Genomic DNA, 20,630 nt, shown 5'->3' on the forward strand with positions numbered 1-20,630 from the left:
CGCCCGGTTGACACCCCCCCTGGGAGGGGTGGTATGCTCCGCCCCGACGAAGGGTGGGATGATGACGGCGACAACCGACCGGCACCAGATTCCCGACCCCGGAAGTGCACGAGACGGCACGGGAGGCGACGACCTCGTGGCCGTCCTCGAGGCCCGGGGGATCGTGAAGTCGTATCGGACCGGCTGGTGGCCCCGGCGCCGGTCGCTACGCGTGCTGCGCGGCGCCGACGTGACGCTCCGGCCGGGAGAGATCGTCGGCCTCGTGGGGGAAAACGGCTCGGGCAAGAGCACGCTCATGAGCATCCTCGTGGGAGCCCTCGCTCGCGATGGGGGGACAGTTCGCATGCGCGGCACCATGGGCTACTGCCCGCAGACACCTGTCCTCTACGAACGGCTGACCTGCGATGAACACTTCGAGTTGTTCGGCCGCGCCTACGGACTCGATCGAAGCCAGGCCACGGAGGCCCGCGACCCCATCTACGACGCACTCGGGTTCGGCAATTGGTCCGAGACCCGCGTCGAGGAGCTGTCCGGAGGGACGCGCGCCAAGCTCAACCTCGGGCTCGCGTTGCTCCCCGACCCCGAGCTGCTCCTCCTCGACGAGCCGTATGCCGGCTTCGATTGGGACACCTACCTGCGCTTCTGGGAGCTGACTCGAACACGACGTGAGGCAGGACGGAGCGTGCTCATCATCAGCCACTTCGTGACCGATGAAGAGCGCTTCGACCGCATCGTGCACCTCCGCGACGGTCGGACGGCCGAGCAGTGACCGCGCTGCTCACCCATCGCTACCTCGTCGAGTACGGCCGACGCCCGATCAATGTCGTGCTGCTCGCGGTCGTGCCTTTCGTATTCGTCACACTCTCGGCCGGCGCGATCGTCGATTTCGCCGAGGTCTTCGGGGGGCTGGGTGATCGCGGCTCGCTCGAGGCGGCCACAGCCGGATGGGCGGCCGCCTTCATCGCGGGTGTCGCCGGCTTCTTTCATGTCACCGGGTCGCGCGCTGCAGACCGACGTGTCGCCGCGGCGGGCGCAGGGACCGGCCCGGTGGTCACCTCCCGGATGCTCTCCGCCGTCGCGATCGCCGGGGTCGCCGTGGTCGGGTCGCTGCTGGCGCTCGCCCTCCGAGCGGGTATCTCGGACGTGCCGCTCGCGGTGGTAGCCACGGCGATGTTCGCCCTGATCTACCTGTCGATCGGCGTCGCTGTCGGCGCGGTGGTGCGCTCCGAGGTCAACGGCTCGCTCGTCATCATCTTCGTGTGGATGTTCGATGTCTTCCTCGGTCCGACCATGGGCGGCTCCGACGTCGCGGTGCTGCGTCTGCTCCCGACGCACTTCCCCACACTCGTGATGATCAACGCACACACAGGGCATGCCGGCCCAATCGGCGACCTCGGCGCGTCGCTGCTCTGGACGGTCGGAGCACTGACCCTGGCGTGGTTGATCCTCTCGGCGACCACACGTCCGGCACGGGCGCGTATCCGCACGACGTCCGGGTCCTGGGCCCGGCTCGTCGCTGGACTGCGGTACGGATTCCGCGAGTACCGACGCAACGTCGCCCTCTGGATCCTCCTCATCGGCCTCCCCATCTTCTTCATCACCGCCGCAATCGCCGTGACCCCAGCCGATCCGACACCGGTGAGTCTCACCGAAGGCGGAATCAGCGCGATCGAGATCATCTCGATGACGAGAGTCCACGGGGCGATCATGGTTCCGATCACGGTCGCGTTCCTCGCCGGCCTTGCGGGCATGTTCGTTGTACTCGACTCGGCCGAGGGTGATCGCCGCCTCGTCCTCGCCGGGTTTCGGACCCGCGAAGCACTCGCAGCGCGACTCGGCATCATCGCCTTCGCATCGCTCCTCGCGACGGTCGTGTCCTTGCTGATCACCGCCCGCGACTTCACTCCCGACGTGTGGCTCACATTCGCCGCGGCCACCGTGCTCGTTGCTCTCACCTACGGCATGATCGGCGTCATCGTCGGAATTCTCTTCGGACGCGTCGGTGGCCTCTATGTCATCTTCCTGCTCCCTTTCATCGACGTCGGACTTGCTCAGAACACGATGTTCAGCGCCGCGCCGCCCGACTGGGCCCGGTTCATGCCCGGGTACGGCGCAGTGCAGGTGCTCATGGACGGAGCGTTCACACCGGGGTTCGATACAGAGTTCGCGCTCGGACTTGCTGTCGCCTGGCTGGCGGGGATCACGGCAGTCGCCGTCGCTGTGTTCCATCGTGTCGCTGCCGCTCGAAGAACATGACGCTCCCTCCTGCGAAGCCCGAAGCCGCCGAGACGAAGCAGGAGCGGACGTTCGCCTTCGTGGACCTCGCCGGCTTCACCGCGCTCACCGAGATCCACGGCGACGTCGAGGCTGCCGACCTCGCGGAGCGTTTCACGACGCTGAGCAGATCAGTGCTCCAGCCCGACGATCAGCTCGTGAAGTCGATGGGCGACGCGGTCATGCTCGCGTTCCCCGGGCCGGACTCAGCTCTCGGAGCGCTCGCGCGCCTGATCGACGCGTGTAACCAGGAGCCTGGCTTCCCGTCGCCGCGCGCGGGGCTGCACCACGGCAGCGCGGTCGAACGCGGTGGTGACTGGTTCGGCCGTAGTGTCAACCTCACGGCACGCGTCACCGACCAGGCGCGAGGAGGACAGTCGTTGGCGACCTCCGACGTCGCCGATGCTGCACGAGCGCTGGAGCTACCCACCGTGGCACTCGGTTGCTTCGAGTTCCACAACCTCGCCGACGCGGTGGAGCTCTGGGACATTGCTGTCGCGGAATCGCCGTGTTGCTGGTTCGTCGACCCCGTGTGTCGCATGCGGATTGAGCGGAACGAGGCGGCGGGTCGACTCAGGTACGCGGAAAAGGACTGGTGGTTCTGCTCGCTTGAATGCGCGAGCGCGTTCGCTCAGTATCCCAAACGCTACGCGGCTAAATGATGAGTCGCGCGTGCGCCCGTCTCGATCACCCTCGGCGCTGAGGAGCTGACTGATGCCGGCGATGTCACAGATCGAGCGGACCTTCTGTCGAAGCGCACCGTGGCGTGCATTCACCCGAGGCATGATCTTGCCGTGGGTACTAGGAGCTGAGCCTCTTGTTGGCGACGTCTTGGAGATCGGATCCGGCAGCGGTGCAATGGCGGCAGCCGCGGTCGAGCGCTTCCCCGACGTGAGGTTCACCGCGACCGACGCGGACCCAGCCATGGTCGACGCAGCAACGACGCGCCTCGCTCCACTTGGTGATCGGGCCGACGTACGTCTGGCCGATTCCACGGCGCTCGACTTCGCGGACGACCGTTTCGACGCCGTGCTCTCCTTCCTCATGCTCCACCACGTACTCGAATGGGAACAGGCCTTGGCAGAGGTCGTTCGGGTTGTCCGGCCAGGTGGATACTTCATCGGCTACGACTTACTCGACACTCCGCCGGCGCGGCTCATCCACAGGCTCGACGGTTCCGCTCACCACTTGTTCCCGCTCTCCGCGCTGCGCGCTGCCGTGGCCGGCCTTCCCGTCGAGACGCTCGAGGTCGCCGCTGGGCTCGGAGGGCTCGTCGCCCGGTTCCGGCTTCGCACGGACGGGTGACGCCCGTCGGTCAGCTCACCTCACGCATGGTGTTCTCAGCGCTGCCCCACGCGAGGATCACGCCGACGATCAGGAAGACGTCGGCGAGGTTGAAGGTCGGTCCTGACGACCATGTGATCCAGTCCACCACCGCGGCATCGGGGAAGCCTCCTCGCTGGACGAGTCGGTCGACGAGATTTCCCAGCGCTCCCCCGATCGCGAGGCCCAGCCCGACTGCACGCGCGGGAGTCGCTGTCGGAAACGCGCGGACCGACACGATCAGGAGCACGGCCGTTGCAGCGAAGACGACCCAGAGCGGGGCGGGGATTCCCATCAGGATTCCACGATTCGCCACGAGCCGCAACGAGATCGGCCCCGGAAGGTCAACCGGCCCGTGTGCCAGCCAGCCGACGGCAATCGCCTTGCTGATCTGGTCCACCACCAGTGCCGCGATCGCGACCCCTATCGCTGTCGTTGCCGACACAACTGGTCGGCGAGCCGTCACGAAGGACGGCTGGGCCTCTGTTTCCGTGGCGCTCTGTTCCGCGATCTCGGAGTCGTCCCGCATGCTCGCGGATGCTACGACATCATGTCGGTGGTTACACACCGCCTCGGTACTGGTCTCGGTGTTACTCCCGCCGAGTTGCCCGAGGTGACGAGCGCCGGTGGGAAGTGGGCTTCTTTGAACTACTACGGTTTGTCGTTGTATGGAGTTGGTGGCGCTCCCGCTGATCGCAGTCGTTGCCGGAGTCGTGTCGTTCAGCTCTCCGTGTGCACTGCCTCTGGTCCCTAGCTACCTGTCGTACGTTTCGGCCCTTCCTGTCTCTGACTTGGATCGCGCCGAAGCGAGGTCGATCACGCTGCGTGCTGCGCTCCTGTTCGTCCTCGGTTTCACCCTGGTCTTCACGCTGCTCGGCGTCTCGGTCGGGATTCTCGGATCGGCGCTCAACCGGAACATGCCGCTCATTCTCAAGATCTCGGGATTCGTGATCATCGTCATGGGCCTCGGGATGCTCGGGATCGTTCGGCTGCCGATGCTCACACGGGAGCGACGTCTCGACCTCGCTCGGGTTCCGACCGGCCCGAAGGGCGCGGTTCCGCTCGGAATGGCGTTTGCATTCGGTTGGACTCCGTGTATCGGTCCCGTCCTGGCCACGATCCTCGCGACCGCGTCCGCCACTCAGACTGCGGCGTGGGGCGGTCTGCTCCTGGCCCTGTTCTCGATCGGCCTCGGCCTTCCGTTCATCCTGCTCGCGCTCGGCTACGACCGTGCCCGAGGATCGCTGGGATGGCTTCGACGGCACGGCCAGGCGATCGAGCGCATCGGTGGTGCGATGCTCGTTGTCATCGGAGTCCTGTTCGTCACCGACGTGTGGAGCTCCTTCTTCCTGCCGTTGCAGCGCGAGTTCGCGAGGCTCGGATGGCCTCCGATCTGACCGGCCCCGCACCCACAGGGTCAACACGCCCACCTGCCCGCCCTTCCGTGAAGGAGCGACGGCGTCGAGTTCGGCGACCCGTGTTCTGGGGAGGCATCGCCGTCGTCGTGGTCGTGGTCGTACCGATGGCATTCATCCTCGGCAGTCGACTCGGAGAAGACCCGACTCTCGTGGATTCACCTCTACTCAGTCGGCCTGCACCCTCTTTCGACCTCGAGACCCTGGAAGGGGAGCGCATTCGCTCCGTCGACCTCACAGGGAAGCCCTACGTCGTGAACTTCTGGGCTTCATGGTGCGTTCCATGCCGGGAGGAGGCGCCGGCGCTGCGCGCTTTCGCGGGACGGTGGGAGGGATCGATCGAGGTGGTCGGTGTCGTGTGGAACGACTCGGCCGATGCTGCGCGTGAGTTCCGAGACGAGTTCGGTCTGACCTATCCGCAGGCGCTCGACCCGAATGGACGAACCGCGCTTGATTTCGGTGTGGCAGGGATCCCCGAGACGTTCGTCGTCGACGCCGATGGGATCGTACGCGCCAAGCTCATCGGAGCCATCGGCGCGACGACCCTCGATGATCTCCTTCCCGACGTGCGCGCCGGTCGCGAGGTCCAAGGGCGTAGCGACGCCTACGAGACATCCCGCTGAACGAATTCGTGACGGCGCTCTTGTCAGGAGAAGCAGTGACCGCCCAGTGCAAGCAGGTGATGGGCGTCGGTGACCCAAGCCGTTGCGACCGCGAGGCCGACGATTCCGAGAGCGGCCATGGGTGCGTAGGTCAGCATTCGAGCGCTGCGAATTCGGGAGGGGCCGTGCCGGCGAAGGCCTCGGAGCCGGTTGGCGACGGAGTCGGATTCGGGCTTGTCGGGTACTGCGCTACAGCGGGCGATCGCATGCAACGCCGCGCTGACCGGCAGTGGACCCTGCGATCTCGTGGCTGCCTGCTCGTCGGCCGAGCGTTCGACCTCCTCTCTCAGCACGTGGGCGCTCCGCCGCGCTCCCGGAACCAAGAAGAAGACTTGCTCGACAACAACCGCAAGAGCAAGAAGCCGGTGGTGGCGTAGCTGATGGTGTGCGATCTCGTGGCCGATCACCGCGTCGAGCTCAGTGGTATCAAGAAGCTCGACGAGACCGCTGGAGACAACGACCTGAGGGCGCGGACCCGGAACGCAGAGCGCCATGACGCGGCTCGTCGGAACGGTGACGAGCTCGTAGGAGCCCTTGTCCTCATGCCGGCCGAGCCACGGATCGACGTGAAGGGCGCGGGCGCCGACATGCGCTCGCGAGGCGGCGTGCATGGCAGTCGCCGGGATCCCGACCGCAAGCGCAGCGGCTAGCCATCCGATGGTGGGACCGCCGGGCGTCACGTGGACGAGGACCTCCTCGCAAAGATGCGCGACCTCCGGGATTCCCGCCGCACGGAGCACGGTCGGAAGAGCGAGCATCACCAGCCCCGCCTCGACGACGATCACGCCCGAGGTGAGTGCCAACGTTGTGACACGGGTGCTCTCGGCGGCGGGGAGAACACCGAGGCGCGTTTGCAACCATCTCGGCGCTGCGATGAGCGCGATGCCCACGACGAGCAAAGCGATACTCACGAGCGCCTTCCGCCGCTCTGCCCACGCCGAAGTAGGTTTCGGAGCCGTCGAGTCTCTGCAGCATTCATGGAATCGACGAAGTGCCCGAGCGCCAACGATGGGTCGCCCGCCTGCTCGAGGAGGTCGTGCATGCGCTGGGCGGCCAGTTCCTCGCGTGTGGCGACGGGCCGGTACAGGTACTTCTTGCCTTCTCGGCGCCGCTCCAACAGGCCCTTTTTCCAGAGCCGTACGAGAATCGTCATGACTGTCGAATACGCCAGACGACGACGCGGAGCGGAGACGGCTTGCTGGACCTCTGCCGGAGCGAGCCAATCCTCCTCGTCCCAGAGAACGTCCATCACCTCTGCTTCGAGTTCGCCGCGCTCGCGTCGCTTCACCGTCACATCACTTCCGGCGCATTCACGATCGCGATTGTGTCCTACGGAAGCCTCGGAACGCTACATACTACAAGATGTCGTCTATATTCCGTTGGTTGAGACGACCCAAGGAGGACCTTTGGGACCCACCGAAGCCGTCCGACGGTCGGAGCTTGAGCGAGGCTGGGTGCGCAGCATCGCCACAGCTCTCGTCGCCATGGTGCTGGCAGCGTCCTGCGGGACAGCCGACGACTCCGACGGCAACGATCCGAGTGCCGCCGCCGGCGATCTCGAGAGTGGCCAGATGCTCTATGAGGCGTCGTGTGCGACGTGCCACGGCAACGACCTTCGTGGAACAGAGCAAGGGCCCCCGTTCCTGGACGCGACCTACGCACCGAACCACCATTCCGATGAAGCCTTTTTCGCCGCTGTCGCCAACGGAGTGCAACCCCACCACTGGAACTTCGGACCCATGCCGCCGCTCGAAGGTCTCACCGACGACGACGTGGGGGCGATCATCGCATACGTGCGCGCCGCACAGGAGCAGGACGGGATCACCGTCGATCCGAGACACGGGTAAGTGACCACGACCGGCGGCTCGGCTCGTGACAGCGACGAACCGGACCGAAGCGCGCCCGAGGACGTACCCGACAGTCTGAGCCTGGTCGGGGCGATATCGCTCGGCACCGGTGTCATGATCGGAGCCGGCATCTTCGCCATCACGGGTCAGACCGCGGCGCTCGCCGGCGGACTCTTTCCCGTGGCCTTTCTCGCCGCAGCGCTCGTCGTTGCGTTCAGCGCCTATTCGTACGTGAAGCTGTCCAACGCCTTTCCGTCGTCGGGTGGAATCGCGATGTTTCTCAAGGAGGAGTACGGCCTCGGCACCACGACCGGTGTCTTCGCGCTGTTCATGTACGTGTCGATGGTCATCAACGAGAGCCTCGTCGCTCGCACCTTCGGTGCCTACACGCTCCAAGTTCTGGACTTGACCCCCGCCTCGTTCTGGATTCCGGCACTCGGCGTGTTTCTCCTTGTTGTCGCCTTCGTTGTCAATATTTCCGGGAATCGGGTCATTCAGGCTGCAGAAGGTGCAATGGCGGTGGTCAAGATCGCCGGCATCGCGATTTTCGCCATCGCCGGTCTCTGGTTCGTCGAAGCTGCGAACTTCACGAGCGGTTCCAAGGGCACGGGATTCGAGCTCTCGGTCGACGGCTTCCTTGCGGCGGTGGCGCTCGGAATCCTCGCCTACAAGGGATTCACGACGATCACCAACAGCGGCGGTGAGATTGTCGACCCGCACCGCAACACGGGACGCGCGATCGTCATCTCGATCTCGATCTGTACGGTCCTGTACCTCGCGCTCTCGATTGCCGTAGCCGGAAACCTCGGCCTCAACGAGATCATTGCGGCTCAGGACTACGCACTCGCTGAAGCTGCACGGCCCGCGTTCGGTGATGCGGGGGTCTGGCTCACCGTCGTACTCGCCATCATCGCGACCGCTTCGGGCGTCATCGCCAGCATCTTCGCCGCCTCCCGCATGCTGGCAATGCTCACGCGTATGAAAGAAGTGCCACACCGCCACTTCGGCCTACCGGGCACCGTCCGCACACACGCCATGATCTACACGACGGCCTTCGCGATGGCTCTCACGATCGCGTTCGATCTCCGGCGAATCGCAGCGTTGGGCGCTATCTACTACCTCATCATGGACATCGCCATCCACTGGGGGATCCTCCGCCACCTCAGATCCCGAATCGACGCAAGGCCAACGATCGTGGCCGCAGCGATCGTTCTCGACCTCGTCGTCCTGGGCGCCCTTGTGTGGGTGAAGGCCTCCACCGACCCGCTCATCCTCTACGTGTCCGCTGCCGGCATCGCTCTCATCGTGATCGGTGAGCGACTCTTCATGCGGTCGCACACCGACTCTGAAGGGAACATGGCCATGTGAATCCCTCGTCGGTCGCGCCAGCTTCCTCGGCTTCGTTTGCAGCATACGTTCGGCGTGCATGGATCATTGCCGCGGGATGAGATGGCAGACGTCGCTGGGGTCGCAATCGCGTTTTGATCGAGTCGCCGTGCCCGACGGGCCAGCTTGCGGAGCTCACTGCGCAGCGCCTCGAGATCACGCATCTGCTCGTCGATTGTCTTCGGCATGCTCGCCGAGCAGGTTGTGACGTTCACAGGGTGCCTCGCCCTCGGTCGCGGAAGGCCAGGACCTCGCGATCTCGGCCAGTGAGCCCGACCGGCTTGCGCGGCCTTCACGAACGCCAGCCGGTCGACCGTCTCCTCGCCGTAGTCGCGATGGCCTCCGACGCGGTCCGCTCGGGTTCGCCGAGCACACCGATTTGCTGTAGTAGCGGATCGTTTTCGTCGTGACGCCGCTGCTGTCCGCGAGCTCACCGATCCGCACCGAACCCCCCTCGACCCACGAAACCGACTCCGGCCCCACCTTCCATCGTACGGGAGGCCCGGTCCGCTCAGTCGGTGGCGGGTCGGTGGACAGCGCCGGCGGCGGAGTCGAGCGCTTCGCCGAGGTCACCGACGATCAGGGCCGAGAAGAGCGGGTCCCACGCACTATGCGTGAGGGATCGACATCACCCATCCGGGATGCGGTGCGGCCTCGGACAGCGCCAGGCCACCGAAGGCGACGATCCCGCCCCGTCATCACGGAACACCAGACCACGACCCGGCGAGTCTCGCGGCGCCGGCGAGCGCGGTGTCGACGTCGTCGAAGGCCGGCCGGGGATCGCTCATTCGTCCAGCACCGCCCGGAGCTGCTCGAGCGTCGGCGATCCCGCCGGCCCTCCGGGGTCCGGTAGACGCGACACGACAGGCCGACGGGCCTGTCGCCCCGGGCGAACGGGTCCTGGCCCTCGACCAGAACCGTCGGGGAACCCTGAACGCGACCGTCTCGGCCTCCTCCGGGGTCGTCACCAGCCGTCGGTCCACCTGAAACGTGCTCGGTCGACAACCGTTGTAGGCGCTCCTCGACGGTCCTCCAGTTCGGGCACCCTCGAAGTACTGCAGCTCGACCGCATCAACGGTCCTCCACGTGTGGGGTCTCATGGGACGGTCCGTACGGTAAACCCTTCCACTCGAGGAAGGTCAAGGCCTCCGCGCGTCCGGGCGACGGTCCGGCTCGCGAACACTGGGGACGTTGGGAATCACGCTGTGGCGCTCGACCTCGAGGGTGCCTCTCCATCCCTGCCTCCCCCGGTGGCCGGGCACCGAGCAGTAGAACGCTTAGGTGCCGGGCTCGTCGACGACGAGTCCGCTCCTCTGCGGTGCTCTCCGCGCCGGCACTGAGCGGGAAGTCGACTCCGTCGACGACGAAGTCGTAGAGATCACCGAGATCGAGCGATCGTTACGTTCTCCCCGCCAGGACGTCGATCTGATCGGGCTCGAATGCGAACGAGCGGGCACGCACCGCTTACCTCGCTATCGGGCGCTGTCGGCGGCGCCGGTTCGACGAACCGCCGCTCATGTGGCCGCCCCTGGGGTCGTCCATGTGTCCGCCCATTCCGCCCGGGGGGCCATGCCCACCACCATCGCCGCAGGCGGCCACCAGCAACGACAGGACGACGGCGACGAGAACCAGCCTGCTCATCACGAGACCCCGGGAAAACGAACTGAACCGCCCTGGGTTTGATGGAGACTCTGTTCATTGCCCAACCGTGGTGGTCGGTCTGCGGCAGCGTAGAACGCTGCTCTGAACTCCGCTGGTGGCACGTCGTCGCAGTGGCCGTGGAGTCGGTCGTGGTTGAACCAGTGCACCCACGACAGGGTCGCCAACTCGAGTTCGTCGACGTCGTCCCAGCCGGTGGTGTCGGGCTCGTAGATGCACTGGCCTTGTAGAGACCGTTGGTCGTCTCGGCGAGCGTGTTGTCGTAGGAATCCGCGGATGGTGCTGGACGACGGGCGTGCCCCCCGATCTCGTCGAGGCGTTCGGTGAATCTCACCGATGTGAACTGACTGGGTTCAATCAGTCGTTGCAACACCTGCCCGTTCGAGTGACCGAAGCTGTTCGTCGAGGACCGGCGGGGCTTCCAGCTGAGGATCTTGCGGGTCTGCTGTTGAGCGTGTCCTGGACGGCGAGGAGATCTTCGAGGTCCCAGCGAGAGAGGTCGGTTCCTTTGGGAAGTATTGGCGAAGCAGACCGTTGGTGTTCTCGTTCGTGCCTCGCTGCCATGGCGAGTGTGGATCGGCGAAGTACACCGAGATGCCGGTGTCGATCGTGAACTGCGCGGGTGGACAGTTCCTTGCCCGGTCCCAGGTCAGCGATCGAAGCAGCCCTGCTGGCATCGTCCCCAGGGTCGATTCGAGGGCGTCTTTCATGGCGAGTGGCGCCGTAGCCGCCGAGAGCAGGGCCCGTTCTGGACCGGCGGCCTGACGCCGTAGCCCTCGAGCCGAGGCAGGTGGACAAGGAGCGTAGCGGCTGGTGCGTTCCACGACGGTGCTGATCGCCGAGCGATGCAGCCTGATGATGAGGTCACCTTCCCAGTGCCCGGGCACGGGTCGGTCCTCGCTTCGGCAGGCCGCTCGCTCAACACGACATCCGAGGTCACGTGACCCTGGGGCCGGTTGCGGGCCCGTTGCCGAGGCTTGCGCAGGGCGCGCCCGGTGCGCAGGCACGCCACCAGCTCACGCTTGAGCGCACCTCCGACCCTCGATGTAAAGCGCCTGATAGATCGCCTCGTGCTGATGCGCATGTCCTCATCATCAAGTCGACGACCAGCCGTCGAGAGATCTGCTCGGGACTCCATGCTGTCGCCCACCGGCGATCCGCCCGATGTGGCTTGTTCAAACCCTTCCAGGTCGTCGGCGGGCCAGGCGAGGCTGTTCCGTCGGGCTGCTTGAGCTCGCCGCTGAGGCGTTGTCGCACATAATTGTTCAAATCGCGGGTTCGTGGCCAACTTCGCCGGCTTCGGCCGCTTGGCCGCCATCTGCGCCTTCCATTGCGCGACCGTCGCCCGGTACTCGGAGCTTCGCCGCGGGTTGCTGCGTTGCGCGCAGCTCCCGCGACCGTCCCGGATCTCGGTTCATCTCCTGGGCGATGGCACGCACGCCGAGACCCCGCGCAGCAGCGCCAACTCCTCAAGCTCCGGAAACGACAAGTACCGGCCCGACGGTTCGCCGAGGTTCAAAGGTGCCATGCCGCCAGCGTGACGAAACCAGCGCGACTCCGACAGGAACCGACACCCTCGACACCGGCCGCTGCGTCCTCGGTGCGCTTGCCCTGGGCGATCAGACGCCAGAACTCGTGCCCATGACGCAGATCGGCCGTCCCGGCGAACGGCATCGCCGGGCGAAGCGCCCTGTTCAAGCCGTCCGCCGCCGTCGCGACCTCACCTCGGTCACCTCCATCATCATGAGGTGTTGCGACAACCAGTTGATTTCGCCCTGCGACCTGGCATCGGAGTGTGCAACGAGTCCGACCAGGCGTCGAGCCCCACGGGATCGTCGGGCCATCTCCAATGCATCGAGCACCATCTCGGTTTTCATGTTCGCCGGTACACGCCAACCGACGATACGCCGGCTGAACGCATCGACGATGAAACACACATAGGCCATCCCCGACCTCGTCGGCAGCGATACGTCAGATCGGTCACCCACAACGTTGGGCCGATCCGCACTGGAAGTCCCGGTTGACGATCCCGCGCCCGAACGGCGTCGGGATCCGCACGGTCGTGAACACCTTTGGCGTCGCGACACACCGCGGATATCCAGCTCACGCATGAGGCGAGCCACCTGATCGCGGGGGCCGATGTCATGGCCAGCACGCCGTGCTGCTTTCCAAAGTTTGTGGGCTCCGTAGACCTTGCGGTTCGCGACCCACAAGACCATCAGCACCCGCATCATCGCCGCGCCGCAATCGCTCTGGCCGACGGCGTGCGGTTCCTGGCGGCGTAGTAGGTGCTCGGGGCGAACTGCAACACTCTGCAGATCGGCTCGACCCCGAAACTTTCCTTGTGAGAATCGATGTAATCGACCATCACTTCTGTGGGCGGTCGAGCTCCGCCGCGAAGAAAGCCGACGCAGACTTGAGAATCGTGCTCGCTCGCTTGAGCTCACGGTTCTCCTGCTCGAGCGCCACTGGACTCCGCTCTGAGTCCTCCGTGTTCAGACCGCTGACGCCCTCGTCGACATCAGCCTGACGCACCCACTTACGCACCCGTCTCAGGCCCGTAACCGAGCTGATCCGCGATGCGGTCACCGGCCCTTGCGATGTTCCGAGCTCTTCACGCAACTGACGGACGAGTCGCACCGCACGAGCCTTCTCCGGGCGAGTACCGACGCGCCGTCGGCTTCCTCAACGTTCGTCTCCTTCGGCATGACTCCATCCTCGTTTCCAAGCTCAGGAGTCTCCAATCAACCCAGGGCGGTTCACGTCTACGCTCCCGCGACCGATGGCCGAATCGACCACCTCTGGCTCGCCCGCTTCGGTCAACCCGGCCAACACCGACCGTCACCCCACACACCGACTCGCCCAGTTCGCACTCGCCGTCGCCACCCTCATCACCGCCAAACTCATCGACTGGCGCAACCGCTGGAACCCGACCCCCACCCCCATCCGCTGAACTCTTGGGCACCAACACCGCATCCAACAACTCACCGGCAACGGCGACCCTCCGCCTGACCGCCAGCGGCGGCTCAGTCAGTCCGGCGCTGGTCAATCCAGGATGTCGCTGATTCTGTCGTCGATTGGTCCGGTAGCCGTGCACGCCGTAGTCGCCGACCGGCTCGATCGGCCCAGACAACTGTCCAGTGCTTCATCGAAGTAGTGGCCATCCCAGCGCCGGAAGCAGTGCTGGTCGAGGACGTCGTCGCCGTCGATGGCAGGTTCTCCGATCGTCTCGGAAGCATCCCTTGGTCCACGGCCGCTGGTTCGTCATGATCGGCGACACCAAGAGCCGGTCTGGTCGCAGCTCAGCCCGCTTGGGCAGCGCTTTCTGGTCGGAACGCTCCCGGTACACGTAGATCAGAATCGCCCCGCCCATCGACGGTCCCGCCATCGCGTCCGTCGAGATGATCCGACCGAACAAGTACCGGCCGTCGGCTAGCTGCAGCGCAAAGACATCGCCAACCTTCGGCTTCTTCCGGGACGGGCTCAGCACCTGCAGGTTCGTCTCACCGTCGCTCACCGTTGTCACCCGTACCCGTTCGCTCGGAGCCAGGCCTCGCCCCAATCGACGCTCTGCTGGTAGTAGGAGTGTCTCGGACTGATCGAGTTGATGGCGTTCTCATCGACAGGCCCGCAAGCGCGATTGCAATCGGCATCGGTCGCACGGGCGAACTCCCCCGCCTGGCGACCGGTCTGCTCAACGACTGCGCTTGTCGATCCACGCTCGTAGTTCCTGGCGAAGCCAGAACTGGCAGCGGCCGGAGGCGCGTTCGAGCACCGGGCCCGGGAAGTCCTCGTATCGCTTTCGGTACACGCTGACGGCTCCTTGGCTGCTGAGCCCGAGAAGCTCGGCGACCTGCGTTGCGTCGAGAAGATCGTCGAGGTCTACGCGTCTGGCCATGAAGCCTCAATGTAGTTGCATTGCGACAACTGGGCGGAGTACTGTTGTACTACCACAACACAGAAGTGGCCCCGGCGGTGCGCCAACACCCCGGGGCCTGGCCGGAACCCGGCGAGGGGTCCCGACATGGACAAGAGTAGGACGCAGAGCGTTGGGCCGCGTGAACGACGCGGACCAGGGATCGGCGAATGCGTCGCGCTTGTCGAGGCCGAAATCGGTCGGCGGGGTCTCCTCTCCGAGCAGAGCCATCCCCGGATCATCGACCTCCTAGCTCGTTTCAGCGACTTCTGCGTTGCGGGGCACAACCTCGAGCGGCTCTTCGATGCCGAACCCAACGTGGTCGAGGAGTTCGTTCGAACGAGGGTCGCCGGGGATGTTCCGGCGGCGGCCACGATGCACATGCGCCGGTCGGCGATCCGGCTGCTCTTCCGGATCGGTCGAGAACTGGGAGTGGCAACCGGTGATCCGACACTGGATCTCGAGCTTCCACCTCGATCCCGCAGCAAGGGTCGGCCACTCACGGACGACGAGGTAGCGCTTTGCCGCAGCGCTTCGGTCCACACGTTGTCTTCGACGCGACCCTCAGCGTCGTGGGCGCTTGCCGAGGCGACCGCGACCACTTCCGAGATCCCTCTCGTCCGTTGCGGAGATGTAGATCTCGAGCACGAACGGGTGTGGCTTCGTGGCGGCCGGTCGACTGCCGCCCGGTGGGGTGAGTTCTCGAGCTGGGGTGTCGCCCAGGCCGGCCGCCGCCTCGATGCGCTCAGAAGGACCACACGAACGGAGCCGCTCGTCTACGAGGGGTCCGGTTCCGCGCAGAGCCGCCAAGCCTCCGCCTGCGCCGCGATCAGCCAGGTGGTGGGCTGGGCAGGACTCGGCAATGAGCCCGATCTGCGGCCGGCGTCGGTCACAGCGTGGGCCGGCGCCCAGCTGCTCGATGACGGTTACCCGATCGATGAGGTGGCGAGACGCCTCGGACGGCGAAGTCTCGACCGGACAGCAGAACTGATCTGCTGGGACTGGCGAGATACCGATGGGTAGACCGCGAGTTGGTGTGTCTGCCTTCGAACGGATCGAGGCGATCCTGTCCAACCCCGAGATCTACGAGCTGGGGGAACTCGTCCCAGCTCAGGATCCATCGGCAGGTGGTCGGCGGCGCACCTATCCCGATTTCATGCTGATCCTCTACGAGGCTCTGATCTCCGTCTACGGCTCGGCACGCCAGGTCGAAGCCGAGCTCGCACACCCCAAGGTGTGGTCATTCATCCGCACACACGTGCGGAAGATGCACCCACGAAGACGAGACCTGCACCTACCTCGCGAGCCGATGCGACGACATCACTACATCTACGGCCGCAACCGCTACCTCGCCGACCCCGAACTCCTCGAGCAGTTCGTCGACGCTCACCGACAGGCCGCTGCGCGCACAGCGAGAGAGGTCGGGCTCTTGGACCCCAACGGCCCCGGCTCGTTCACCCGCCCCCACCGGAGTCGTCTCCTCTATGGAGACGGCAAGGTCGTCACGCCGCTGTTCAAGGCCAAGCCGGGCGAAACACGCGTCGACACAGAAACCGGCGAAGTGATCCCGAAGCGCCATGAGCCTGATGCCGGACTGCATTTCGAGGGGACCGGCGAAACAGCGTGGGGAACCAAGTTCGTCCTCGTCGCCGCACGCGGCGAAACCGAGCACTCGCGGGTCATTCTCGACTTCGAGAGCGTGCCCAAACCTGGAGCGGAAGCAACGACCGCTCTCGAGTGCATCCGACGCACCACTCCCCTCGTCCCCGGTGCCACCGGCGTCGTCTACGACACCGCCTTCCGAGGCACACACCACCAGACGCTGCTACGAGAGCTCGGCCTGCTCCCCATTAACCGCGTCACAGCTGCCAAAGCCGACGCCAACAGGCCACGACGCGGCGAAGGCAGGCGCGTCGAGAAGACGGTCCGCATCGAAGACAAGACCGTGACGCTCCCCGATGGCTCCAAGGCCTCGATCACCCTCTACGCCCGAGGCGGTGGAGTCGGGATCGGACGACTCGACGACCGCGGCAACATGGGCTTCGTCGAGCTCCGCCGGATCCGCACGCAACGAGCAAGAGACCAGTCCGGCAAGTACCGCTGGTATAACCACTACGCCCTCCCCGCCGAATACGGCGACACGACGATCACCGTCCGGCTCCACGGCACCGCCGACGACGACCAACGCGGACTCAACCGCCCCGAGAACGTCCGGCCCATCCCGCCGACCGATCCCGACTTCACCGAGCTCTTCCGCCGTCGCAACGACGCCGAATCCATCAACCGAGCCCTCGACGACACCCTCTATCTCAGAAGGGCCCACAGCATCGGCCACCACCGGCAGCTCGTGAACGTCCTCGGCTACGCGCTGATGGTCAACTCGCTCACGCTCCACCGCCACCGGCATCGTCACCGAGGCCGACCACCTGACCGGCTGGCCACCGCCGCCTGAATCTTCCTCGGCGTTCGAACCGGCGAGATCAGCGCGCTGGAGCACGCTCGAATCCGCGCGACTGACCTCCACGGACCTCCGAAACGCCTCGGGGCCAGTAGATTCGACGCAGAATCGGGTGTCGATCAACGTGCCGAGTGGTTTTCGACCACGTTTTCTACATGCCCCGCCCTCGTAGCTCAGGGGATAGAGCACCGGTTTCCTAAACCGGGTGTCGCAGGTTCGATTCCTGCCGAGGGCGCTCAGAGGAACGCTCCCACTCCGCCTGACACTGGAGACCCGAATCGTGTCGATCCTCGAGACCCGGTACGCGGAGGCCGACGAAGGCGTGCGCATCGCGTACCAGGTGTTCGGCGACGGCGACGTGGGCCTGGCGCTCATCCCGGGCTTCGTGTCGCATCTCGAGTTCCTCGGGGAGTACCCGCCCTTCGCCGACCTGCGCGCGGGCTGGGTTCGTTCGCACGAGTCATCGCGCTCGACAGGCGTGGGACGGGGTTGTCCGATCCGGTGACCAGCCTGCCCGGTCTGTCGTTCGAGGACCGGGGTGAACACAGCTCGAGGGGGTCGACGGCTCATGGCGCCTTCGGGCTGACAGACTGACAGCGTCGACCAGAGGAGTCACCGTGGCGCGTTGGGTCCGTCAGTCGCTCGTCGTCATCACCGCCGCCGCGCTCGTCGGCGCCGGGTGCGCGAGCGATCCGACCGAGGCACCGACCGTCGCCGACGGAACGCCGGCTGAGCCGGCGGAGTACGCGGAGCAGGCCGGCGCGATCTGCGATGAAACGGTCGATGCTGCGGAGTCGGCGTCTGCAGACGACGATGACCCCGGTCGTGCAGCCGAGCTCCTCCGCACCGGCGCCGAGGAGCTCGCGGCCCTCACGCCCCCCGCCGATCGACGCGAGATGGCGCAGGCGCTCGTCGACTCGCTCGCTGCCTATGCCGATCTCTACGGGCGAAGGGACGAGAACCGCGAGGAGTTCAGCCAAGACCAAAACGAGCTCGCCATCGTGATTCGCGTGCGCGCCACAGGCCTCGACGCCGAATGCCCGTCCGCCGGGATCCAGATCGCGGAACCCGAACCGCCCCAGGAGGGCCTCGGTACATTCAGCGAAGATGAGTTCGGCGTCGACCCCGAAGCCGACGCGCTGGCGCAGCGCTGCTTCGAAGGGGAGCTGGCTGCATGTGACGAAGTGTCCGAGACCGACGCCTACCGCCTTTACGGCGTCATGTGTGGCGGCCGCATCGCCCATGAAGAGGCCAACAACAACTATGACTGTGTCGAAACCTTCGTGGGCGACGAACCCGTCCGAGGACAGGTGGTCGTCGGCGTATCCGGCGACGACGTCTTTTGATGGAGACGACGACTTCTGACGGATGGTTCGTCGAACGCCGCGTCGTCGGCTCCGGTCTGTCGTCCGAGGACAGCGGCAAGCACGAGCTCGAGGGCGTCGGCGGCTCATGGCGCCTGCTCACGCTGACAAACTGATGCATGGACCGAGAGGAGTCGCCGTGCCGCGTTGGTTCTGTCAGTCGCTCATCGTCGTCACCGCTGGCGCGCTCGTCGTGGCTGCCTGTGGCGACAAGTCTTCCACGTCGCCGTCGGTTTCGGAAGGGACCCCGATGAGCGCGGAGGAGTACGCGGCCGAGGTCACCCGCATCTGCGACGAGGCGGTGGCCGGCGCCGACGATGCCATCGACTCTGCCGACGACGTCTACGACATCGACGCCGCCGCCGAGGCGCTCAGGAACGGTGCCGAGGAGCTGGCCTCCCTGACCCCTCCCGACGACCGCGCCGACATGGGCCAGGCGCTGGTCGACTCGCTCACCGAGTACGCGGAGCTCGTGAAGGTCGCCGACAAGAACCCCGAGGAGTACAGCCAGAACCAGAACGCCCTCGAGCTGACGATCTCGGTCCGTGTCGTCGGGCTCGACGCGCGATGCGAGGAAGTGCCCTACGTCCTGGAGCCACCGACACCTCCCGAGGACGGCCTCGACTCCTACTACGACGTCGAGTTCGGCGATGACCCCGAGGCGGACTCGCTGGCGCAGGAGTGTTTCGAGGGTTCGCTCGCGGCGTGCGAAGAGGTTCGACACGTCGATGCCTACCGTGGGTATGGCGTCACGTGTGGCGAACGCGTCTACATCGAGGAAGCCAATGCGTGGCCTCTCTGCACCGAGCTGTTCGTGGGTGAGGAACCAGTGCGCGGCCAGGTTCTGACCGAACCTGTGGAGACCGAGTGGTGCGCCACCGACGACTGCGAACCGACGGGATGGCCCCCTTCAGGTGATGAATAGGGGCAGCCGGACCATCAGGTTACGGGGCCACGTGCCGATGGTTCCCCCATGGCAACAACCAAGAGAAGTCGTGCACTGCTCCGCGCCTGTGCCGCTCTGACGACCCTGCTCCTGCTTGCCACCGCCTGCGATTCAGGCTCTGAGTCGAGCAGCGACGCGACGGGCGACGAGGCTACGAGCGTCGGCACCGGCTCAGACACCGACACGGCGGCGTCGATCGAGGTTCCCGACGCCTACACGGCGGTCGTCGCCGATGTCCTGGGCGCCCCCACCTACCCCTTCCTCGGGACCGACGGCGACTACCACGTCGCCTACGACCTCGGCCTCCAGAACACCTCCGTCGGCGTCGATGCCACGATCACCCAGATCGAGGTCGTCGCCGCCGACGACCCGAGCACCGTGGTCCACACCGTCGCGGGTGGTGCACTGGTCGACCCGGACTGCGTTGTCGGCGACTGCGACCGGCTCCGGAACCTCACGGGGCAGCCCGTGGAGAGCTCGACCATCGAGCCCCAGGGTGGCCGCATGGTCTTCATCGACTTCAGTGCCCCCGAGCGTGAGGACCTGCCGGACAACGTCCTCCACCGGATCGTCGGGCAGGGCGCGACCTCTCCGGCGTCACAGGAGCCGAGCGACATCGACTACCTGGCCGCGCCCTACGACATCTCCGCCGGTGAGGCCCCGGTGATCGGTCCGCCACTCGCCGGCGACAACTGGGTGGCTCTCAACGGATGCTGTGATCCCGGGTTCCCGCACCGCTCCAGCCCCGGGCCCTTCAACGGCAAGATCGTGAACGGTCAGCGGTTCGCCATCGACTGGAAACAGATGAACGACGACGGTGAGTTCTTCGAGGGCGATCCCAACAGCAACGAGAGCTATGTCGACTACGGAGCCGACATTCTCGCGGTCGCCGACGGAACCGTCGTGGCGACCCTCGACGGCATGCCCGCCAACGAACCGGGGGTGCTTCCCGCCGACGACCCGGAGCTCCGCGACCAGCTCACCGTGGAGACCGTGGACGGCAACCACATCGTGCTCGACCTCGGCAACGGCGTGTACGCCTTCTACGCGCACCTCCAGGCCGGTACGCTCGAGGTGGAGGAGGGTGACACGGTCGAGCGCGGCGACAAGCTCGCCGAGCTGGGCAACACCGGCAACGCCAACGCGTCGCACCTCCACTTCCACCTGATGGACGGGCCCTCGGTGCTGGGCTCCAACGGGCTCCCCTACGTCATCGACGAGTTCGACTTCGCCGGGCAGGTCGATCCACAGACGCTCATCGACAGCGACGACTTCCTCTCGGGCGAGTACAACACCGGGCAGCTCGCCGATCCCGAGTCGCGCACCGACGAGTCGCCCCTCCAGCTGAACATCATCGACTTCCCCGCCGGCGGGTAGTCC

At 65.9% G+C, this 20,630-nt stretch carries 23 protein-coding genes, 1 tRNA gene, 2 pseudogenes and 1 other annotated feature; of the genes and pseudogenes, 18 read left to right on the forward strand and 8 right to left on the reverse strand.

The genetic code is table 11. The features are described 5' to 3' along the window. Window positions 1-61: 61 nt before the first annotated feature. The 4 genes from R3A49_07925 (at window position 62) to R3A49_07940 (ending at window position 3,579) form a co-directional block, all read left to right on the forward strand. The gene (locus R3A49_07925) at window positions 62-769 is read left to right on the forward strand and encodes an ABC transporter ATP-binding protein (GenBank protein MEZ5170658.1); all 708 of its coding nucleotides are present in this window, start codon (window positions 62-64) and stop codon (window positions 767-769) included. Beyond that, window positions 766-2,256, forward strand: a complete 1,491-nt coding sequence (locus tag R3A49_07930) for an ABC transporter permease (GenBank protein MEZ5170659.1) — start codon at window positions 766-768, stop codon at window positions 2,254-2,256. Before R3A49_07925 ends, R3A49_07930 begins: the two co-directional genes overlap by 4 nt. Further along, a complete protein-coding gene (locus R3A49_07935; protein MEZ5170660.1) occupies window positions 2,253-2,936 on the forward strand; it encodes a YHS domain-containing protein in 684 nt (227 codons plus the stop codon). Before R3A49_07930 ends, R3A49_07935 begins: the two co-directional genes overlap by 4 nt. A gap of 121 nt (window positions 2,937-3,057) precedes the next feature. Then, complete coding sequence (locus R3A49_07940) at window positions 3,058-3,579, forward strand: class I SAM-dependent methyltransferase (protein ID MEZ5170661.1); 522 nt, start codon at window positions 3,058-3,060, stop codon at window positions 3,577-3,579. Between the two features lie 10 nt (window positions 3,580-3,589). Here R3A49_07940 and R3A49_07945 read toward each other — a convergent pair whose 3' ends face one another. Then, complete coding sequence (locus tag R3A49_07945) at window positions 3,590-4,126, reverse strand: signal peptidase II (GenBank protein ID MEZ5170662.1); 537 nt, start codon at window positions 4,124-4,126, stop codon at window positions 3,590-3,592. 139 nt (window positions 4,127-4,265) lie between these two features. Here R3A49_07945 and R3A49_07950 point away from each other — a divergent pair, with 139 nt between their 5' ends. Further along, window positions 4,266-4,994, forward strand: a complete 729-nt coding sequence (locus tag R3A49_07950; protein ID MEZ5170663.1) for a cytochrome c biogenesis protein CcdA — start codon at window positions 4,266-4,268, stop codon at window positions 4,992-4,994. 80 nt (window positions 4,995-5,074) lie between these two features. Beyond that, the gene (locus R3A49_07955; protein MEZ5170664.1) at window positions 5,075-5,635 is read left to right on the forward strand and encodes a redoxin domain-containing protein; all 561 of its coding nucleotides are present in this window, start codon (window positions 5,075-5,077) and stop codon (window positions 5,633-5,635) included. A 23-nt stretch (window positions 5,636-5,658) separates the two neighbouring features. Here the strand turns inward: R3A49_07955 and R3A49_07960 are convergent, their stop codons facing one another. Together R3A49_07960 and R3A49_07965 are read right to left on the reverse strand one after the other, a co-directional pair. Beyond that, window positions 5,659-6,585, reverse strand: a complete 927-nt coding sequence (locus R3A49_07960) for a M56 family metallopeptidase (GenBank protein ID MEZ5170665.1) — start codon at window positions 6,583-6,585, stop codon at window positions 5,659-5,661. Beyond that, window positions 6,582-6,962, reverse strand: a complete 381-nt coding sequence (locus tag R3A49_07965) for a BlaI/MecI/CopY family transcriptional regulator (protein MEZ5170666.1) — start codon at window positions 6,960-6,962, stop codon at window positions 6,582-6,584. Before R3A49_07965 ends, R3A49_07960 begins: the two co-directional genes overlap by 4 nt. Before the next feature lie 118 nt (window positions 6,963-7,080). On the opposite strand from R3A49_07965, the gene R3A49_07970 reads away from it, so the two are divergent. The 3 genes from R3A49_07970 (at window position 7,081) to R3A49_07980 (ending at window position 10,590) form a co-directional block, all read left to right on the forward strand. After that, the gene (locus tag R3A49_07970) at window positions 7,081-7,521 is read left to right on the forward strand and encodes a cytochrome c (GenBank protein MEZ5170667.1); all 441 of its coding nucleotides are present in this window, start codon (window positions 7,081-7,083) and stop codon (window positions 7,519-7,521) included. A gap of 75 nt (window positions 7,522-7,596) precedes the next feature. Continuing rightward, window positions 7,597-8,889, forward strand: coding sequence for an APC family permease (locus tag R3A49_07975; protein ID MEZ5170668.1), 1,293 nt, complete (start codon window positions 7,597-7,599; stop codon window positions 8,887-8,889). 1,299 nt (window positions 8,890-10,188) lie between these two features. Continuing rightward, on the forward strand, window positions 10,189-10,590 hold the full coding sequence (locus R3A49_07980) for a hypothetical protein (protein MEZ5170669.1): 402 nt from the start codon (window positions 10,189-10,191) through the stop codon (window positions 10,588-10,590). On the opposite strand, the pseudogene R3A49_07985 reads toward R3A49_07980, so the two are convergent. From R3A49_07985 to R3A49_07995, 3 genes and pseudogenes are all read right to left on the reverse strand, one after another. After that, window positions 10,548-10,912, reverse strand: a pseudogene (locus tag R3A49_07985) (integrase core domain-containing protein). The gene R3A49_07980 and the pseudogene R3A49_07985 sit on opposite strands and share 43 nt — an antisense overlap. Before the next feature lie 7 nt (window positions 10,913-10,919). Further along, window positions 10,920-12,201: pseudogene (locus tag R3A49_07990) on the reverse strand (IS30 family transposase). Between the two features lie 658 nt (window positions 12,202-12,859). Then, window positions 12,860-12,973: a sequence feature (AL1L pseudoknot), on the reverse strand. Beyond that, window positions 12,934-13,113, reverse strand: coding sequence for a hypothetical protein (locus tag R3A49_07995; GenBank protein ID MEZ5170670.1), 180 nt, complete (start codon window positions 13,111-13,113; stop codon window positions 12,934-12,936). Its footprint overlaps the feature before it by 40 nt. A 235-nt stretch (window positions 13,114-13,348) precedes the next feature. On the opposite strand from R3A49_07995, the gene R3A49_08000 reads away from it, so the two are divergent. Further along, window positions 13,349-13,519, forward strand: coding sequence for a hypothetical protein (locus R3A49_08000; protein MEZ5170671.1), 171 nt, complete (start codon window positions 13,349-13,351; stop codon window positions 13,517-13,519). A 192-nt stretch (window positions 13,520-13,711) separates the two neighbouring features. On the opposite strand, the gene R3A49_08005 is transcribed toward R3A49_08000, so the two are convergent. Together R3A49_08005 and R3A49_08010 are read right to left on the reverse strand one after the other, a co-directional pair. Next, window positions 13,712-14,083, reverse strand: a complete 372-nt coding sequence (locus R3A49_08005; protein MEZ5170672.1) for an immunity 26/phosphotriesterase HocA family protein — start codon at window positions 14,081-14,083, stop codon at window positions 13,712-13,714. Between the two features lie 177 nt (window positions 14,084-14,260). After that, on the reverse strand, window positions 14,261-14,464 hold the full coding sequence (locus tag R3A49_08010; GenBank protein ID MEZ5170673.1) for a hypothetical protein: 204 nt from the start codon (window positions 14,462-14,464) through the stop codon (window positions 14,261-14,263). A 126-nt stretch (window positions 14,465-14,590) separates the two neighbouring features. Here R3A49_08010 and R3A49_08015 point away from each other — a divergent pair, with 126 nt between their 5' ends. The 8 genes from R3A49_08015 (at window position 14,591) to R3A49_08050 (ending at window position 20,627) form a co-directional block, all read left to right on the forward strand. Next, complete coding sequence (locus R3A49_08015; protein MEZ5170674.1) at window positions 14,591-15,505, forward strand: hypothetical protein; 915 nt, start codon at window positions 14,591-14,593, stop codon at window positions 15,503-15,505. Between the two features lie 13 nt (window positions 15,506-15,518). Beyond that, on the forward strand, window positions 15,519-16,934 hold the full coding sequence (locus R3A49_08020) for a hypothetical protein (protein MEZ5170675.1): 1,416 nt from the start codon (window positions 15,519-15,521) through the stop codon (window positions 16,932-16,934). A 168-nt stretch (window positions 16,935-17,102) separates the two neighbouring features. Further along, window positions 17,103-17,175: transfer RNA gene (locus tag R3A49_08025), tRNA-Arg, on the forward strand. Further along, on the forward strand, window positions 17,146-17,445 hold the full coding sequence (locus R3A49_08030) for a hypothetical protein (protein MEZ5170676.1): 300 nt from the start codon (window positions 17,146-17,148) through the stop codon (window positions 17,443-17,445). The genes R3A49_08025 and R3A49_08030 overlap by 30 nt, the downstream gene beginning before the upstream one ends. A 112-nt stretch (window positions 17,446-17,557) precedes the next feature. Beyond that, complete coding sequence (locus R3A49_08035) at window positions 17,558-18,286, forward strand: hypothetical protein (protein ID MEZ5170677.1); 729 nt, start codon at window positions 17,558-17,560, stop codon at window positions 18,284-18,286. Then, window positions 18,286-18,420 (forward strand): hypothetical protein, encoded by a 135-nt coding sequence (locus tag R3A49_08040; GenBank protein MEZ5170678.1) that lies wholly within the window; start codon window positions 18,286-18,288, stop codon window positions 18,418-18,420. Before R3A49_08035 ends, R3A49_08040 begins: the two co-directional genes overlap by 1 nt. 23 nt (window positions 18,421-18,443) lie before the next feature. Beyond that, the gene (locus tag R3A49_08045) at window positions 18,444-19,229 is read left to right on the forward strand and encodes a hypothetical protein (GenBank protein ID MEZ5170679.1); all 786 of its coding nucleotides are present in this window, start codon (window positions 18,444-18,446) and stop codon (window positions 19,227-19,229) included. A 48-nt stretch (window positions 19,230-19,277) separates the two neighbouring features. Then, window positions 19,278-20,627, forward strand: coding sequence for a M23 family metallopeptidase (locus R3A49_08050; protein ID MEZ5170680.1), 1,350 nt, complete (start codon window positions 19,278-19,280; stop codon window positions 20,625-20,627). Window positions 20,628-20,630 lie beyond the last annotated feature (3 nt).

The organism is Acidimicrobiia bacterium (assembly GCA_041394025.1).
Lineage (GTDB): Bacteria > Actinomycetota > Acidimicrobiia > IMCC26256 > JAOSJL01 > JAOSJL01.